Raw genomic sequence first — 16,472 nt, 5'->3', positions numbered from 1 at the left:
TTAATGTTCAAGTCCAAATTTATTGCGGCGGCAGCCATTGGCAGCTTGCTCATCGCGAGCCAGGCGTTGGCAGCCGATAAGAAGGTGGTGGCCGTTTCGATCCCGGCGGCCGACCATGGCTGGACGGCAGGCGTCGTCTATCATGCGCAGGCCGCAGCCAAGGAGATCAATGCTGCCTTTCCGGGCGTCGAAGTCGTCGTGAAGACTTCGCCCTCGGCAACCGCACAAGTCAGTGCTCTTGAGGATCTGTCGGCCGGCCGCAAGCTCGACGCCCTGGTCATTCTACCGTATTCTTCGGAAGAACTGACGACGCCCGTAAAGGCCGTCAAGGACGCCGGAACTTTCGTTACCGTTGTGGACCGCGGTCTCAGCGACGCCTCGATCCAGGACCTGTATCTTGCGGGCGATAACATCGCCGTTGGCCGCAATACCGCGAAGTACATGATCGAAAAACTGGGCGGCAAAGGCAATCTCGTCGTTCTGCGGGGTATTCCGACAGTCATCGACGACGAGCGCATCAAAGGCTTCAACGACGCCATTCAGGGCACCGAGCTAAAGGTTCTCGACATCCAGTACGCAAACTGGAACAGCGACGAAGCCTTCAAGCTGATGCAGGACTATCTCGCAAAATATCCGCAGATCGATGCTGTCTGGGCCAACGATGACGACATGCTGCTTGGCGTCCTTGAGGCCGTCAAGGAGTCCGGTCGCAAGGACATCAAGCTCGCGCTCGGCGGCAATGGCATGAAAGACATCATCAAGAAGGTCATTGATGGAGACGCGATGACGCCCGTCGAAACCCCATACCCGCCCGCGATGATCAAAACCGCGATCTACCTGACCGTCGCCAATCTTATTGGCCAGGCGCCGGTGCGAGGCACCGTCAAGCTCGACGCTCCGCTGATCACCCAGGAAAATGCGCAGGAATACTATTTCCCGGATTCTCCGTTCTAATCCAACCCCTAAACATGGGGCGGCGCGTGCCGCCCCACTGCATGAGCAAGAGGAGCATAATCATGGCAGGCAAAAAGATACTGATGCTGACCGGTGAGTTTACCGAAGAATACGAAATTTTCGTCTTCCAGCAGGCGATGGAAGCGATCGGACATACCGTACACGTCATTTGCCCGGACAAGAATGCCGGCGATCTCATCAAGACCTCGCTTCACGACTTCGAGGGCGATCAGACATATACCGAGAAGCTCGGGCATTTCTTCACCATCAACAAGACGTTCTCAGAGGCCGAGAAACAGCTCGATCAGTATCATGCGGTCTACGCTGCAGGTGGTCGTGGACCGGAATACATTCGGACCGACAAGCGGGTGCAGGCAATCGTCCGGCATTTCCACGAGATGCAGAAGCCGATCTTCACAATCTGCCATGGCGTCCAGATCCTGATCGCCGTCGATGGCGTCGTGCGTGGCAAGAAGGTCGCGGCACTTGGAGCCTGCGAGCCTGAGGTTACGCTGGCTGGTGGTACGTATATCGATCTTTCGCCGACTGAAGCCTATGTCGATGGGACCATGGTATCGGCCAAGGGTTGGACTGCTTTGGCTGCGTTCATCAGGGAATGCCTCAAGGTCCTTGGCACGGAGATTCGCCACAGCGAGGACGTTGCAAAAGCAGCTTGATCAACCTTTTATCCGAATGGAGCGGCCGCCACGAAAAGGCGGCCGCTGATTGAAGAGCAGGACGCGATCCATGACCGATCCAGCGCATTGGTCGGGCGAGCACGATCAGACCAGTAATTTCCGCATTGCAGCGACCGAACGTCCCCTTCGCGTCAGATCACGCGCCCGCCAGGCTCAAGGTCTGCTTTCGAAAATAGGAGCCCGGAAGCCAACCGACGGCGCCCCCAAATCGGCCTTTCCATCGACCCCAAGTCATGGACGACTGGAAAATTCGATGCGGATCGAATTGTAAGAACAGGGGCAGCGGTTCGAGTTCCTTCAAGGCGATAACACTCAAAGTGTTACCGAATGACGGCGGGCCTTGCGATGCAAGGTCGCTGGTGTTCCACAATTCCTGTGGCGAGGTTTCTGGCGTCTGCTGTCCGCGCCGAGAGAATTGCGCGGCGGGCCGAGCCCGCCGCTGCGGAATCAGAAGAACTTGCGGCTCTTCAACACTTTGCCCAGAACGCTGACGCTTTCCTTGATGGTCATGGACTTGGGGACAGTCTTTCCGCTGGCATTTTCGGATTCAAGGTGGAAATAAAGTGTTGCTCCGTCTCCGCTTTCGGTGACGTACATGACCTTGGAAAAATCGATCAGTGCCGTTTTGCCGGTGCTCAGGGTTACAAAATGCCAGAACAAAGTGACCTCCTTCATATTTTGAAATTCTGTTTCAGTGAATTGTCGCGTACAAATTTTGTGATCATTGGTTGAAGCGGATTTTTATATTTGCATCCTTCACGCTACAACGCTGTACAAATTACCGCCGATAAGTCCAGACAAAAGGCCCGATACCCCAGTGACGGGCGGTCATCACGTTTTATTCATCGGAATCATCAGCAGAAACTCAATGCTGTTGTTGGTGCCGCAAGCCGGCACCTGGGTTCAACAGGGCTCGCAGTTGGATCAATACTGAAGATTTGTGTCAAAAAATTGCATGATTTTCGGCAGTTGGCACATATTGTCTATGTCGTTTCGGCAAAGATGCTTGTTGTTCCGCTCGAACTGATTAAAAGAAGCGCCGATTGCAATACAGCGCGAGTGCGCGCGTGGGTGAAGTCCGCGCGGAGATGCGGGCGCCGGTCTCCCGACCAGGCTCCGAAAAGGACCCAACAGACATGCGCGATCTTATCGGACGCTTCTTTGCCTATTATCGGCCACACCGCCGGCTGTTTCTCCTGGACTTTTCCTGCGCCGTGGCGTCGGGCCTGCTGGAGCTTGGCTTTCCCGTTGCGGTGAAGCTGTTTATCGACGTGCTTTTGCCGACCGGACAGTGGGGATATGTCGTGCTCGCCTCCGCCGGACTAATGGCGGTGTACGTCATCAACGGCGGACTGATGGCGGTCGTGACCTATTGGGGGCATATGCTCGGCATCAACATCGAGACCGAGATGCGGCGCAAGGCCTTCGATCATCTGCAGAAACTCTCCTTCGGTTACTTCGACAACCAGAAGACCGGACATCTTGTGGCGCGTCTGACGAAGGATCTCGAGGAAATCGGCGAGGTGGCGCACCATGGTCCGGAAGACGTGTTCATTGCCATCATGACACTGATTGGTGCTTTTCTGCTGATGGCGTCGGTCAATCCGAAGCTGGCGCTGATTACCGCCCTGGTGCTGCCGCTGACGGCCTGGCTGACGACACGCTACGGCGGCCGGATGACTCGCAACTGGCAGGCGCTCTATAACCGAGTCGGCGACTTCAATGCCCGCATCGAGGAGAATGTCGGCGGCATCCGCGTGGTCCAGGCCTTCGCCAACGAGGACCACGAGCGCGGATTGTTCGAGGCGGACAACCAACGCTATCGCCAGACCAAGCTCGACGCCTACCGGATCATGGCGATATCGACCACGCTCAGCTACCTTTCCATGCGGCTGGTGCAGATGGTGGTGCTCGTCGCCGGCAGCTATTTCGTTCTGCAGGGAGAACTGACGGCGGGTGGTTTTGTCGGTTTCCTGCTTTTGATCGGTGTCTTCTTCCGTCCGGTCGACAAGATCAACTCGGTGATCGAAACCTATCCGAAAGGCATTGCCGGCTTCCGGCGCTATATCGATTTCCTCGATACGCGCCCGGATATCGCTGACCGCCCGGGCGCCCGTGACGTCACTTCGCTGAAGGGAGATATCCGCTATGTGGGGGCGGGATTCGGCTATCAGCAATCGAAGGCGATCCTGGACGAACTGACGATCGATATTCGTGCCGGCGAAACCATTGCCTTTGTCGGCCCCTCGGGCGCCGGCAAGACGACGATCTGCGCGTTGCTGCCGCGCTTCTATGAAGTGACGACCGGATCGATCACCATCGATGACATCGATATCCGCGATATGAGCCTGCGGTCGCTTCGAAACCAGATCGGCATCGTCAGCCAGGATGTCTTTCTGTTTGCCGGTACGTTCCGCGAGAATATCGCCTACGGGCGGCTGGACGCCACCGAGGCCGAAATCATCGAGGCGGCGCGCAAGGCGCGGCTGGAGGGCGTCATCGCCGACCTGCCGCAGGGGCTGGATACCGTCGTCGGAGAGCGCGGGGTGAAACTGTCGGGCGGGCAGAAGCAGAGGCTCGCCATTGCTCGCATCTTCCTGAAGAATCCGCCGATCCTCATTCTTGACGAGGCGACCTCGGCGCTCGATACCGAAACCGAGCGTGCCATCCAGCAATCCCTGACAGACCTGTCCGAAGGCCGCACGACGCTGGTCATCGCCCATCGATTGGCGACGATCACCCAAGCCGACCGTATTCTCGTCGTCACGGACGGCAGGATCGTCGAGGATGGCAGCCATGCCGAGCTTTCGAAGCAGGACGGGCTCTATCGCCGGCTCAGCCAGTTGCAGGCGGGGTAGACGTCTCCCCGCGCAGGAGCGTCCAGAGGAACCTTGACGGCCACGCGGCGTTTCAATCGTTACCCATACCGGTGATGCTTCGAAGAAGGAGACAGGTCATGACCTCCCGCACGGTGATGATGGGTGTCTACGGTTTCGTGATCGGTGCTATCCTGAGCATACTCGTCGTTCAATATTTCGCACCCGACGACAGCAACAAGAGTACCACGCCGCCGGACCCTCTGGTGGTGAGGCCGGAAAACGCGGCGCAGGAGACGCAGTGACTACAGCGCCGCGCGTCAAATATGACGCGCAAAGGTCGCAGTAATACTTTAAATATGCTGCATGATCTTATCCTTGAATCGATTCCGATTTAAGGAATTATGCAGTAGCGCGCCTTGTGCGATGTCAGGCGCTGATGGCAAGGTCCGGCTGAAGGGCAGCCTCGCAGGCGCGCATCAGGGCTTCCGGATCGCGCTGGCCGCCCTGATAAAGCCGAACGATGAGGTTGGCGCAGATTTCCATGTCGGCATCCGACCGGCACTTTTGATGGTTCTCGCAAAACTGATCGAATACCATCCGAAGCGCATCGATGTCCTCGGCGCACAGAGCGTCCATATAGGGACTGAGAGTCATGGTCATCCATCCTCCAGTTGGTGGAAGCAATCGGCTTCCTGGGGCGGCGTCGTTGACGCCAGCCACGATGATCGCAGTGTATCCCCTTTCGAAATTGCCGCCATTCACTAAGACATGATCGGGTCTTGGCGGATACGTTTTTTCTGAGGCAACCTTTGCCTTCTGGCCCTTCCGGGAGAGGCAGGAAACACCCGCTACGCGACTTCAACTCACGATAGCCCACAACGGCGGCAGAAATCCGGCAGACGAGACTTTTGATCGGTTGGTCCAGGAAACGTGATCGGGCACGTCAGGACAGGACTGGCGGACATTGCGCCAAATGGCCTGCCTGTTCCGCTTGGATGGAAAGACCGTCGATGCCGTGGCAGTGGCAGCGGCTTGCGGTGCCAGATCAAGCCGACAGGTCGAAAGACACCGTTGAACCGGGTCTGTATTGCAGTCGAGGAAGGACAACCCGGCATCGGTTCAAGAGAGGGCCGGCCGCACAAGGTGCGACCGGATCATCTTCAGGCCGTTTCCCGAAACAGCTTCCAGCGCGTCGGCCGGAAGGAGAGGCGCGAATGGTCTGTGGTCACCCGTTCCGGCGGCAATTCGATTTCCACCTTGTTCTTTGCCGCGCTGACGTCGAGTTCGACGTGGCGGGTGCCGGCGACACGGCGCGTCACCGTAACGGAGCCGGAAATGCAGCCGCTGGCGCCATCCAGCAACTCGATATCATGCGGACGGAAATAGAGCTGGGCGGGGCCGTCCTTTTCACCCTGGGCGCTGACGCCGATCGGCTGGCCATCGAGCCAGAGCTGCCCGTTTTCGACCTTGACCGGGAGGATGTTCGACTGGCCGATGAAGCCGAAGACGAAGGGCGAATTCGGCGTGTCGTAGATTTCGTCGGGCGTGCCGATCTGTTCGATCTTGCCCTGACTCATGACGACCACGCGGTCGGCAAGTTCAAGCGCTTCGTCCTGGTCATGCGTGACGAAAACGGTGGTGTGGCCGGTGCGGTCATGGATTTCGCGCAGCCAGCGGCGCAGTTCCTTGCGCACCTGCGCATCGAGCGCGCCAAAGGGCTCGTCGAGCAGCAGGACGTTGGGTTCGACCGCCATGGCGCGGGCGAGCGCGACACGCTGGCGCTGGCCGCCGGACAGTTGCGCCGGATAACGCCTTTCCAGTCCGCTCAACTGGACGAGATCCAGCAGTTCCAGCGCGCGCTTGCGGATTTCGGCCTTGGCGGGCCGGCGACTGGCGGGTCGGATCGTCAGGCCGAAGGAGACATTGTCCAGCACGGTCATGTGGCGAAACAGGGCATAGTGCTGGAACACGAAGCCGATATTGCGCTGTTGCACGGTCTTGCGCGAGGCATCCTCGTTGCCGAAATAGACCGTCCCGTCGGTTGGGCTTTCCAAACCTGCGATCAGCCGTAAAAGCGTTGTCTTGCCCGAGCCGGACGGGCCGAGAAGGGCAATCAGTTCGCCCGAGCGGATGTCGAGCGAGACGTCATTCAGCGCCGGAAAGCGGCTGAATTCCTTGCGGATGTTTTGAACGCGAACTTCCATATGGACTTGACCTTTCAGTGCCTGCGGCTGGCGGCGATCTGTTCGCTGTACTTCATTTCAAGCAGCGACTTCAGAACGAGGGTGACGAGGGCCAGCAGGGCGAGAAGCGTTGCGACCGCGAAAGCGGCAACGAAATTGTATTCGTTGTAGAGGATTTCCACCTGCAGCGGCATGGTGTTGGTCAGGCCGCGGATATGGCCGGAGACGACCGACACGGCGCCGAACTCTCCCATGGCGCGGGCATTGCAGAGCAGCACGCCGTAGAGCAGGCCCCATTTGATGTTGGGGAGCGTAACGTACCAGAAAGTCTGCCAGCCGCTTGCACCCAATGACAGTGCCGCTTCCTCGTCGCTGGTTCCCTGTTCCTGCATCAGCGGGATCAGTTCGCGGGCAACGAAGGGGAAGGTGACGAACACGGTTGCCAGCACGATTCCCGGGACGGCAAACAGGATCTGGATGCCGTGGCTCTGCAGCCAGGGACCAAGAAGGCTGTGGGAACCGAACAGCAGGATGAAGACCAGACCGGAAATGACCGGGGAAACCGAGAAGGGCAGGTCGATCAGCGTGGTGAGGAACGCCTTGCCCTTGAACTCGAACTTGGCGATCGCCCAGGCGGCGGCAACGCCGAAGACCAGGTTGAGCGGCACGGCGATGGCCGCCACCAGCAGGGTCAGCCGGATCGCTGCAAAGGTTTCCGGGTCCGACAGCACGGTCAGGAACTCGCCCGGACCGTTGCGCATCGCCTCGGTGAACACCGCCGCCAGCGGAAGGACCAGAAAGAGCGCGACGAAACAGAGCGCAACGCCGATCAGGCCGTAGCGCGCCAACCGGCTTTCGGACGTGGCGACGCGGACGAGTTCGGTGTTTCCGGTCCGCGATGAAGTGGCATCATGCGCCATAACCGTACCTCCGTCTGCTCCAGGCCTGGATCGTGTTGATGATCAACAGCATGGCAAAGGAAATCACAAGCATGACGGCCGCGATCGCGGTCGCCGCCGGATAATTGAATTCCTCCAGCCGGATGACGATCAGCAGGGGGGCGATTTCCGAGACGTAGGGCAGGTTGCCGGCGATGAAGATGACCGAGCCGTATTCACCGACGCCACGGGCAAAGGCGAGCGCGAAGCCCGTCAGGACCGCGGGTGCAAGCCCCGGCAGCAGGACGCGCCTGATCGTCTGGAACCGGTTGGCGCCGAGTGTCGCGGCTGCCTCTTCCACTTCCTTGTCAATCTCTTCCATGATCGGTTGCACCGTCCGGACGACGAAGGGCAGGCCGACGAAGACCAGCGCGAAGATGATGCCGATCGGCGTGAAGGCGATCTTGATGCCGAGCGGTGCCAGCAGGCTGCCGATCCAGCCGTTCGGTGCATAGAGCGTGGTCAGTGCGATGCCGGCGACGGCGGTCGGCAATGCGAAGGGCAGGTCGATCATGGCATCAATGATCCGCTTGCCGGGAAAGCGATAGCGGACGAGCACCCAAGCCAGGATGACGCCGAAGATCACGTTGACGAAGGCGGCGGCAAAGGCCGTGCCGAAGCTGATGCGCAACGCGTTCAGGGTTCGCTGGTCGGTGGCCAGCGTCCAGAATGTGCTCCAGCCCAAGGCACTGGAGCGCCAGGCGAGGCCGGAGAGAGGGATGAGGATGATGAGGATGAGCCATGACAAAGTAACGCCGAGCGCCAATCCGAATCCCGGAATGACGCTCGGCTGTCTGAATTGCCACAGCGAAGCTGTGCGTGTGGTCATTAAGTCTTATTGCCCCGGCTTGTAGATCTGGTCAAAGAGCCCACCATCTCCGAAAAATTTCGGCTGAGCTTCCTTCCATCCGCCGAATTCGTCAATAGTCGCCAGCTTCACATCGGCAAAACGCTTGATGTCTTCCGGGTCGGCCGCTTCCGGCTTGAAGGGACGATAGTAGTGCTTGGCCGCGATCTTCTGGCCGACATCCGAGTACAGGTACTGGAGATAGGCTTCGGCGACCTTGCGGGTGCCCTTGGCATCGACATTACCGTCAACAAGCGCGACCGGCGGTTCAGCCTTGATCGAGATTGTCGGCGTGACGATCTCGAACTGGTCGGGCCCGAGTTCTTCCAGCGACAGATAGGCTTCATTTTCCCAGGCAAGAAGGACGTCGCCAAGGCCGCGCTGGACGAAGGTTGTCGTCGAACCGCGTGCGCCGGTATCGAGAACCGGAACATGCTTGAAGAGCTGCGTCACATATTCCTGCGCCTTGGCATCGTCGCCGCCATTGGCCGCGCGGGCCCAGGCCCAGGCTGCCAGGAAGTTCCAGCGCGCGCCGCCCGAAGTCTTGGGGTTGGGCGTGATCACCTGGATGTCGTCCTTGACCAGATCGCCCCAGTCCTTGACGCCCTTCGGATTGCCCTTGCGCACCAGGAAGACGATCGTCGATGTGTAGGGTGCGCTGTTGTTGTCGAATTTCGCCTTCCAGTCAGCCGGAATCTTTCCGGTTTCCCTGGCGATGGCATCGATATCGGCTTCGAGCGCCAGCGTGACCACATCGGCTTCGAGCCCGTCGATGACGGCGCGCGCCTGCTTGCCGGATCCCCCATGCGACGCCTGGATCGTCACGGTCTCGCCCGTGTCCGCTTTCCACTTTTCAGCGAAAGCCACGTTGAAATCCTTGTAGAGTTCACGCGTCGGGTCATAGGAGACATTGAGAAGCGTCGTGTCTGCAAACGCGAAACCCAAACCACCCATCTGTATGCTCGTGGCGAGAAGCCCCACCGTGAAAAGTTTTGTGAGTTGTTTCGCTCGCATGTCTACCTCCGTTGTTAGCAGGCATACTCTATCCATTAAGTAGGATATTATAACGCAGATCATTCCCTTTCACGGTGCAGCGGGAGAAAGTCCTGCCCCCGCACCGTGCCATTGCCGAAATCATTTGCCTCAGCCTGTTTTACCTAAGGTAGCAATCACTCATAAATGATCCGCGCAGTTGATCTGTTTTTCAATCATACAAGTCGATGCGCGAGCGGCGGCGGGCGACGAGTTTGAGCGACCGGTCGGGCATGATCATGTAGGTTTCCTCGATCCGTTCACCGAAGGGACCATAGAAATTGTTGTGCAACGTGCTGCCGATGGGCGCTTTCTTCAGCTTGGTACGGGGCTGGCCATTATAGGTGATGCTGCCGGGGATGGGCTCGAGGCTGTTATAAGGCGTCGGTGCGACACAGGATGTCAGGAACAGGGCGGCAAAGGCCGCAACGACTATGGTTTTCATCGTCGAACTCCTTCGGGATGTCGTCACCCCGTCCATCGACAAGATAGCGTTTTCGCGAATATTTTCCAGAGTGCCTTGATTCCTCATAGGTGATCGCGACTTTCCTTCGTTGTATGGAAATGTGCGCGCAGGTGCCTATGTCATCGGCAGATCGAGTGCAGATTATTTGAGGGGGGAGAAGGTAACGATGGCGAATGCAGGCAATCCATGCACACCGGAGGAGGTTCTCGCCTTCTGGTTCGATGAACTCAGCCCGGACGACTGGTTCAAGCCTCAGTTTGAGGTGGATCAGCGATGCGACCAGCTTTTTCGCGGGGCGCATCTGGCAATGGCGAGGGCGCTTCCTGCGGAATGGCATGCCACTCCCTCCGCGAGGCTCGCCGCCATCATCCTGTTGGACCAGATACCGCGCAATATCTATCGCGGCACGCCGCTCGCATTCGCAACGGACGGCTTGGCGCTTCGCGAGGCCCGTCTTGCCTTGGATACCGGCGCCGATCTGGAGGTGCCCGCAGATCGGCGGCCATTCTTCTATCTGCCATTCGAACACTCGGAAAATCTCGTGGACCAGACCTTTTCGGTCAAGCTCTTCACCGAGCTTGGAGATGCCTACAACCTCGATTTTGCCATAAGACATTGCGAGATCATCCGGCAGTTCGGTCGTTTTCCGCATCGGAACGCAGCTCTGGGGCGCTCTTCCACCGAGGCGGAGATCAATTTTCTGTCTCAACCGGGGTCCTCGTTCTGATCGGTTCGGGCTACAGCGCCGCGCGTCAAGCACGACGCGCAAATGTCGCTGTAACACTCTAAATATACTGCGTAATTCCTTAGATCGATTCCGATTTGAGGAATTATGCAGTAGGCTTTTGCATCTGGCGGCACTCCAGCCTAAGGAGCAGCCAACGTGCGGCATTTCGATTCCATCGAGGCGGCCGACGGCAAGATAAGGATATTTGAACACCAATGATGTCGAAGATCGCCGCCGCCTTTCTTTCGTTGTGGATGTTCGCCGCGCCGCTGCTGGTCATGGCGCAGCAACAGGACCCTGCGAAAGCCGCCGGGCAGCCGGTTGCGGAGGCCGCAAGCCCGCAGGCACAGGCGGCCCGGCAGCTTGAAGAAGCGCGCAAGAATGTGGTGCGGCTGACAGATATCGTCACGCGCGCAAAGAACGACGATAACCGTCTTGCGGAACTGAAGGCCGAGGTCGATGCGGCCGCCAAGCAGATCATCGCGACATCGCTGGCGACCCGGCCGCGTCTCGACGAGATCAAGGCCCGCCTAGCCGAACTCGGCGATCCGCCGGCGGAGGGTACGCCGCCGGAAACCGACGTCGTCGCGCAGGAGCGCAAGCGCCTGATGACGGAGCGGAGTGAAATCAACGCGCTGACCGGGACCGCGGAAGACCTCTCCATCCAGGCAACAAAGCTGTCGAACGGCATTACCGCGATCCGCCGTGCGTTGTTCAGCAATACGCTGCTCAAGCACACCGAGCTCAATCGAGCGACGGTGGTTGACGCGATTGCCGCCATCAATCTGGAGCGACAGGCTTTTACGCGGACGGTCGGTAGTTGGCTGAGCTTTGCCTGGAATTTCAAGCGTATCCAGTTGCTCTCGGCATTGTTCCTGTCGCTCTGCGCGGCCCTGATCCTGCTTGCCGGTACGCGAAAACTGCTGTTTCCGATGGTCCATCGCGAAATCTCAAACGAGGAGCCGGGCTACATTACCCGTCTGTCGGTGGCATTCTGGTCGACGATGGTCCCGACATTGGCAACCGGGGTCTTTGCGGCAACCAGCTATTTCTTCCTTCAGGCTTTCAAGGTCCTGAGACCCGACATCGCGCCGATCGTCTCCATATTATTGGTGATCACCGTCGCGCTGGTCTTCGTCTCCAAGTTGGCGAATGCCGTTCTGGCGCCAAAGCACCGCGCCTGGCGTCTCGTTCGCGTCTCCGATCAGGGCGCGCGGCTGCTGGTCATTGCGATTATCGCCATGGCGATCGTCAACGGCCTCGATTATCTCGCCGGCACGATCAGCGAGGTTATGGGGTCGCCGGTTGTTTTCACCGTTGTGAAAAGCCTGATCGCCACCGTCATCATCGGCCTGATCCTCATGGCGATGGCGCTGATCAAGCCGATCGTGCCGGCGAATGAAACGCTCGATGGCCGCGGCAAGCCCTGGCCGCGCGCGGTGTCGCTGCTCTTCGTGCTGACCGGCGCGATCATCATTCTTCTGACCCTGTCTGGCTATGTCGGTCTTGCCCGGTTCATTGCCACCCAGATCGTCATGACCGGTGCCATTCTTGTCACCATGTATATCGGCATCCTCACCGGCAAGGCCGTCGCCAAGCAGAATGCGCTGGCTGATACGGTCGTCGGCCGCCACCTCGAGAAGCGCTACGGGATGGAGCAGGTGGCGCTGGACCAGGCTGGGCTTGCCGCGGGACTGGGCATCTATGCGCTGGTCGGGGCGTTCTTCCTTCCCCTCATTCTGATGCAGTGGGGCTTCAAGATCGCCGATATCGAATCCTCGGCCTACCGGATCTTCACCGAGATCAAGATCGGCAGCATCACCATTTCCATCGTCGGCATTCTCGCCGGCATCCTGCTGTTTGCTGCCGGTTATGTGGTGACGCGCTGGTTCCAGCGCTGGCTCGACGGCAGCGTCATGGCGCGCAGCCGCATCGATGCGGGCGTGCGCAACTCGGTGAAAACCGGTGTCGGTTATCTCGGCGTCGGTCTGGCGGGCCTGATCGGCGTTTCGGCGGCGGGCTTCGACCTGTCGAACCTGGCGCTGGTCGCCGGCGCTCTCTCCCTTGGCGTCGGTTTCGGTCTCCAGAATATCGTCTCGAACTTCGTCTCCGGCCTCATCCTCCTTGTCGAGCGGCCGTTCAAGGTGGGCGACTGGGTGGTGACCGGAACGACGGAAGGCTTCGTCAAGCGCATCTCGGTGCGCGCGACCGAGATCGAGACCTTTCAGCGCCAGACGATCATGGTGCCGAACTCGCTGTTCATCAACGCATCGGTCGGCAACTGGACACACAAGAACAAGCTCGGACGGTCCGATATTCCGGTGACCGTCAGTTACAACAGTGCGCCGCGCCAGGTCATGGACACGCTGCTGCAGATCGCCGCCACCCATCCGCTCGTCCTGAAAAACCCGGAGCCGCAGGCCGTCTTTTCCGCCTTCGGCGATGCGACGATGACCTTCGAGCTGCGGGTCTATCTCGCCGATATCGTCAACGGCAATGGCGTGCGCAACGATCTGAGGCTGGCGATCTACGAGCGGTTCCGCGAGGAGGGGCTTGGCGCGCCGTTCCCGATCGCGGTGCTGGAGCCCGAGCCGGTTCCGCCCGGACCGGAGGCGGACGAGCTTGCCCGGCAGGCGGAACTGGCCGGCCCGCCTCAGCCGGTTCCAGCGGAGGAAGCAGTCAAGCGTAGCGGCACGCAGCGTCGCCCGCGCCGGGTGTCGGTCGAGGCGGTTGGCGAAAAAGGATAAGGATCGGGCCGGGGGGCGGTCAAAAAGCCCGCTTGCCCGCGCGCCAATCCGTGGACGGACCGGCTCTGGTCGTGCAGCATGATGAGAATGTCGTAGACAGGCTCTAGTCGCGACCGAGCAGCCTCTAAATTCGCTTCCAATAGTCAATCAGGGTTCCACGACATGGCAGAATTTCCTCAGAAGGCGAAGGTCGTAATCATTGGGCTCGGCGGCATCGTCGGTGCGTCGATCGCGCATCACCTGATCGAGCGCGGATGGGATGACATCGTCGGCATCGACAAGTCCGGCATTCCGACCGACATCGGTTCGACGGCGCATGCATCCGATTTCTGCTACACGACCAGCCACGATTATCTCTCGGTCTGGACTACCCAGTACTCCATCGATTTCTACGAGAAGATGGGCCACTACGCCCGCATCGGCGGTCTCGAAGTCGCCCGCACCGGCGACGACACCTGGATGGAAGAGATCAAACGCAAGCTCTCCTCCGCCAAGGCGTTCGGCACGCGCGCACACTATGTGTCGCCGTCCGAGATCAAGGCCATGTTCCCGCTGATCGAGGAAGATCAGGTCATGGGCGGCATGTTCGATCCGGATGCCGGCCTCGTCATTCCGCGTTCGCAGACGGTTGCGGGCAAGCTGGTCGATGCCGCCGAGAAATCCGGCAAGCTCCAGGTCTACGGTAACACGCCGGCGACCTCGCTGATCGTCGAAGGTGGCCGCATCAAGGGTGTCGTCACCCATCGCGGCACGATCTTGGCCGATCACGTCATCGTCTGCGCCGGTATCTGGGGGCGCCTGATCGCCGAAATGGTCGGCGAAGACCTGCCGGTCATGCCGGTAGACCACCCGCTGACCTTCTTCGGTCCATACAACGAGTTCGAAGGCACCGGCAAGGAGATCGGCTATCCGCTTTTGCGCGACCAGGGCAACTCCGCCTATATGCGCGACACCGGCGATCCGAAGACCACCGAGGGCGGCCAGATCGAGTGGGGCTATTACGAGCAGACCAATCCGCGCCTCTGCCACCCGCGCGATATCCTTGAAAAGAACGAGGCGCGCCTGTCGCCGTCGCAGCGCGACCTCGACATGGAGCAGATCCTCGAACCGCTCGAAAAGGCGATGGAACTGACGCCGATCCTCGGCGAACTCGGCTATAACGAAGGCCATTCCTTCAACGGCCTCTTGCAGGTTTCCGCCGCCGGCGGTCCATCCTGTGGCGAGAGCCAGAAGGTGCGTGGTCTCTGGTACTGCGTCGCCATCTGGGTCAAGGACGGTCCCGGCTACGGCAAGCTGATCGCCGACTGGATGACCGACGGCCGCACCGAGATCGACCACAATTCGATCGACTATTCGCGCTTCTATCCGCACCAACTGACGGAAGAGTTCATCGAGGGCCGCAGCTACGAGGCTGCCCAGAAGATCTACTTCCCCGCCGTTCACACCCGCGAGCCCTATGCGACGGGCCGCGGCGCCAAGCGCTCGCCCTTTCATGAGCGCGAAAAGGAACTCGGCGGCTATTTCATGGAACTCGGCGGCTGGGAGCGTGCACATGGCTACGCTGCCAACGAGCATCTGCTGGAAAAGTATGGCAACCGCGTTCCGGTACGGGAGAACGAGTGGGACAACCGCCATTTCTGGCGTGTCTCGAACGCCGAGCATCTCGCGATGAGCGAGGATTGCGGCATCGTCAATCTCTCGCATTTCCACATGGTCGATATCGAAGGCCCCGATCATGTCGAACTGCTCGAATGGCTGTGCGCGGCCAGGATCGGTGGCGACGCCAATATCGGCAAGGGAATCTACACCCATTTCCTCGACGACGAGGGCATGGTGCGCGCCGATTTCACGGTCTTCCGCATGGCCGACCGCTGCCGCCTGGTGAACGGTGCCGATGCCGGTCCTCGCGACTTCCATTACATGAAGCGTGTGGCTGAGGATCGTGGCCTCGATGTCACCATCACCGACACCTCGGAGAAATTTATCACCATCGGCATCTGGGGTCCGAACGCCCGCGACACGCTGAAGAAGGTGGTCAAGGATTCCGCCGGCCTGGATATCGAGAACTTCCCGTTTGCCGCGATCAAGCCGATCGAGATTGCCGGAAAGAATGTCTCGGCTTTCCGCATCTCCTATGTCGGCGAGCAGGGCTGGGAACTGCACATGAAATACGAGGACGGACTGGCCGTCTGGGACGCGCTGCGCGCCACCGGCGTCATGGCCTTCGGCGTCGAAACCTATGCCAACTCGCGCCGCATGGAAAAGAGCCTGCGCCTGCAGAACGGCGACCTGCTCACCCAGTACAACCTGATCGAGGCCGATCTTGCCCGTCCGAAGGTCAAGGAAGCCGATTTCCGCGGCAAGGCGAAGCATCTCGAATACAAGGCGCGCGATCATCAGCCCGCCATGCTTTGCACGCTGGTCATGACCGAGAATACCGATGCCAAGGGCGTGAGGCGTTATCCGGTCGGTTCCATGCCGGTCATGGATCCGGAAACCGGCGAGGTCCTGATCGACGAACTCGGCCGTCGCTCCTACACGACCTCGGTTGCCTTCGGCCCGACCATCGGCAAGAACATCGCGCTTGCTTACCTGCCGCACGCCTATGCCCAGGAAGGCCGCAAGCTGAATGTCGAGTATTTCGCCGAGACCTATCCGGTCGAGGTTGCGGGTGTCGGCTACAAGCCGCTCTACGACCCGGAAAACCTGAAGCCGCGCAGCTAAGGCCAGAGGCCATCCAGTCCGTGACGTTGTTTGGCGTGCTTGCCCTGACTGACAGGCGCGCCTTTCATGGTGACTGGATGATGCAAGACGTGTGAACACGTCATTCAGCCTCTATTCAGCCGACCCGTCATATTTTGCATGCAATTCTTCCGGCGTCGGATAATCTGATCTCGGGCAGAAGGGGGTCTCGTCTCGTTCAGGTATGTCGCCTCGAACCGCGAGCCGCCAAGAGGGGCGGCGCCTTGGCGCTGGTAGGCAATGAAAACATTCGTCAGTGCATGTGTTTTGACTGTCGTCTCGGCGTTCCCGGCGTGGTCCGCCAGCGTCACCAACAAGG

At 59.6% G+C, this 16,472-nt stretch carries 14 protein-coding genes; 7 read left to right on the top strand and 7 right to left on the bottom strand.

Annotated elements, in window-relative coordinates; genetic code table 11:
- The first annotated feature begins 3 nt into the window (after nucleotides 1-3).
- On the top strand, nucleotides 4-954 hold the full coding sequence (locus VL202_RS13060) for a substrate-binding domain-containing protein (RefSeq protein WP_325464546.1): 951 nt from the start codon (nucleotides 4-6) through the stop codon (nucleotides 952-954).
- 62 nt (nucleotides 955-1,016) lie between these two features.
- Nucleotides 1,017-1,631 (top strand): DJ-1/PfpI family protein, encoded by a 615-nt coding sequence (locus tag VL202_RS13055; protein WP_325464545.1) that lies wholly within the window; start codon nucleotides 1,017-1,019, stop codon nucleotides 1,629-1,631.
- A gap of 468 nt (nucleotides 1,632-2,099) precedes the next feature.
- On the opposite strand, the gene VL202_RS13050 is transcribed toward VL202_RS13055, so the two are convergent.
- Nucleotides 2,100-2,327, bottom strand: coding sequence for a hypothetical protein (locus tag VL202_RS13050; protein ID WP_325464544.1), 228 nt, complete (start codon nucleotides 2,325-2,327; stop codon nucleotides 2,100-2,102).
- Nucleotides 2,328-2,788: 461 nt separating this feature from the next.
- On the opposite strand from VL202_RS13050, the gene VL202_RS13045 reads away from it, so the two are divergent.
- Together VL202_RS13045 and VL202_RS13040 are read left to right on the top strand one after the other, a co-directional pair.
- Entirely contained in the window at nucleotides 2,789-4,510 is a 1,722-nt protein-coding gene (locus VL202_RS13045; protein ID WP_325464543.1) for an ABC transporter ATP-binding protein, read from the top strand.
- Between the two features lie 98 nt (nucleotides 4,511-4,608).
- Nucleotides 4,609-4,773, top strand: coding sequence for a hypothetical protein (locus VL202_RS13040; RefSeq protein ID WP_325464542.1), 165 nt, complete (start codon nucleotides 4,609-4,611; stop codon nucleotides 4,771-4,773).
- A 124-nt stretch (nucleotides 4,774-4,897) separates the two neighbouring features.
- On the opposite strand, the gene VL202_RS13035 is transcribed toward VL202_RS13040, so the two are convergent.
- The 6 genes from VL202_RS13035 to VL202_RS13010 all read right to left on the bottom strand — a co-directional run bounded on the left by VL202_RS13035 (nucleotide 4,898) and on the right by VL202_RS13010 (nucleotide 9,916).
- A complete protein-coding gene (locus VL202_RS13035) occupies nucleotides 4,898-5,131 on the bottom strand; it encodes a hypothetical protein (RefSeq protein ID WP_325464541.1) in 234 nt (77 codons plus the stop codon).
- A gap of 500 nt (nucleotides 5,132-5,631) precedes the next feature.
- On the bottom strand, nucleotides 5,632-6,675 hold the full coding sequence (locus VL202_RS13030; RefSeq protein WP_325464540.1) for a sulfate/molybdate ABC transporter ATP-binding protein: 1,044 nt from the start codon (nucleotides 6,673-6,675) through the stop codon (nucleotides 5,632-5,634).
- Nucleotides 6,676-6,689: 14 nt separating this feature from the next.
- The gene (cysW, locus tag VL202_RS13025) at nucleotides 6,690-7,574 is read right to left on the bottom strand and encodes a sulfate ABC transporter permease subunit CysW (RefSeq protein ID WP_325464539.1); all 885 of its coding nucleotides are present in this window, start codon (nucleotides 7,572-7,574) and stop codon (nucleotides 6,690-6,692) included.
- A complete protein-coding gene (gene cysT, locus VL202_RS13020) occupies nucleotides 7,564-8,421 on the bottom strand; it encodes a sulfate ABC transporter permease subunit CysT (protein WP_325464538.1) in 858 nt (285 codons plus the stop codon). The genes cysW and cysT overlap by 11 nt, the downstream gene beginning before the upstream one ends.
- Before the next feature lie 6 nt (nucleotides 8,422-8,427).
- Complete coding sequence (locus tag VL202_RS13015) at nucleotides 8,428-9,393, bottom strand: sulfate ABC transporter substrate-binding protein (protein ID WP_414692854.1); 966 nt, start codon at nucleotides 9,391-9,393, stop codon at nucleotides 8,428-8,430.
- Between the two features lie 250 nt (nucleotides 9,394-9,643).
- Nucleotides 9,644-9,916, bottom strand: a complete 273-nt coding sequence (locus tag VL202_RS13010; RefSeq protein ID WP_325464536.1) for a hypothetical protein — start codon at nucleotides 9,914-9,916, stop codon at nucleotides 9,644-9,646.
- A gap of 187 nt (nucleotides 9,917-10,103) precedes the next feature.
- Here VL202_RS13010 and VL202_RS13005 point away from each other — a divergent pair, with 187 nt between their 5' ends.
- From VL202_RS13005 to VL202_RS12995, 3 genes are all read left to right on the top strand, one after another.
- Nucleotides 10,104-10,664 (top strand): DUF924 family protein, encoded by a 561-nt coding sequence (locus VL202_RS13005; protein ID WP_325464535.1) that lies wholly within the window; start codon nucleotides 10,104-10,106, stop codon nucleotides 10,662-10,664.
- A 254-nt stretch (nucleotides 10,665-10,918) separates the two neighbouring features.
- Nucleotides 10,919-13,411: a mechanosensitive ion channel domain-containing protein gene (locus tag VL202_RS13000; protein WP_414692853.1), complete on the top strand. Its 2,493-nt coding sequence runs from the start codon at nucleotides 10,919-10,921 to the stop codon at nucleotides 13,409-13,411.
- 162 nt (nucleotides 13,412-13,573) lie between these two features.
- A complete protein-coding gene (locus VL202_RS12995) occupies nucleotides 13,574-16,135 on the top strand; it encodes an FAD-dependent oxidoreductase (RefSeq protein WP_325464534.1) in 2,562 nt (853 codons plus the stop codon).
- Nucleotides 16,136-16,472 lie beyond the last annotated feature (337 nt).

The organism is Pararhizobium sp. (assembly GCF_035497515.1).
In the GTDB taxonomy this organism is placed as follows: Bacteria; Pseudomonadota; Alphaproteobacteria; order Rhizobiales; family Rhizobiaceae; genus Pararhizobium.
Note: the sequence above shows the minus strand (reverse complement) of the source record. Positions and strands in the feature narration are given on the sequence as shown.

What these genes read in the sequence shown, in the direction of transcription:
- VL202_RS13060 (WP_325464546.1), top strand. Translation starts at nt 4, where the DNA reads ATGTTCAAGTCCAAATTTATTGCGGCGGCAGCCATTGGCAGCTTGCTC.
- VL202_RS13055 (WP_325464545.1), top strand. Translation starts at nt 1,017, where the DNA reads ATGGCAGGCAAAAAGATACTGATGCTGACCGGTGAGTTTACCGAAGAA.
- VL202_RS13050 (WP_325464544.1), bottom strand. Translation starts at nt 2,327, where the DNA reads ATGAAGGAGGTCACTTTGTTCTGGCATTTTGTAACCCTGAGCACCGGC.
- VL202_RS13045 (WP_325464543.1), top strand. Translation starts at nt 2,789, where the DNA reads ATGCGCGATCTTATCGGACGCTTCTTTGCCTATTATCGGCCACACCGC.
- VL202_RS13040 (WP_325464542.1), top strand. Translation starts at nt 4,609, where the DNA reads ATGACCTCCCGCACGGTGATGATGGGTGTCTACGGTTTCGTGATCGGT.
- VL202_RS13035 (WP_325464541.1), bottom strand. Translation starts at nt 5,131, where the DNA reads ATGACCATGACTCTCAGTCCCTATATGGACGCTCTGTGCGCCGAGGAC.
- VL202_RS13030 (WP_325464540.1), bottom strand. Translation starts at nt 6,675, where the DNA reads ATGGAAGTTCGCGTTCAAAACATCCGCAAGGAATTCAGCCGCTTTCCG.
- cysW (WP_325464539.1), bottom strand. Translation starts at nt 7,574, where the DNA reads ATGGCGCATGATGCCACTTCATCGCGGACCGGAAACACCGAACTCGTC.
- cysT (WP_325464538.1), bottom strand. Translation starts at nt 8,421, where the DNA reads ATGACCACACGCACAGCTTCGCTGTGGCAATTCAGACAGCCGAGCGTC.
- VL202_RS13015 (WP_414692854.1), bottom strand. Translation starts at nt 9,393, where the DNA reads ATGGGTGGTTTGGGTTTCGCGTTTGCAGACACGACGCTTCTCAATGTC.
- VL202_RS13010 (WP_325464536.1), bottom strand. Translation starts at nt 9,916, where the DNA reads ATGAAAACCATAGTCGTTGCGGCCTTTGCCGCCCTGTTCCTGACATCC.
- VL202_RS13005 (WP_325464535.1), top strand. Translation starts at nt 10,104, where the DNA reads ATGGCGAATGCAGGCAATCCATGCACACCGGAGGAGGTTCTCGCCTTC.
- VL202_RS13000 (WP_414692853.1), top strand. Translation starts at nt 10,919, where the DNA reads ATGTTCGCCGCGCCGCTGCTGGTCATGGCGCAGCAACAGGACCCTGCG.
- VL202_RS12995 (WP_325464534.1), top strand. Translation starts at nt 13,574, where the DNA reads ATGGCAGAATTTCCTCAGAAGGCGAAGGTCGTAATCATTGGGCTCGGC.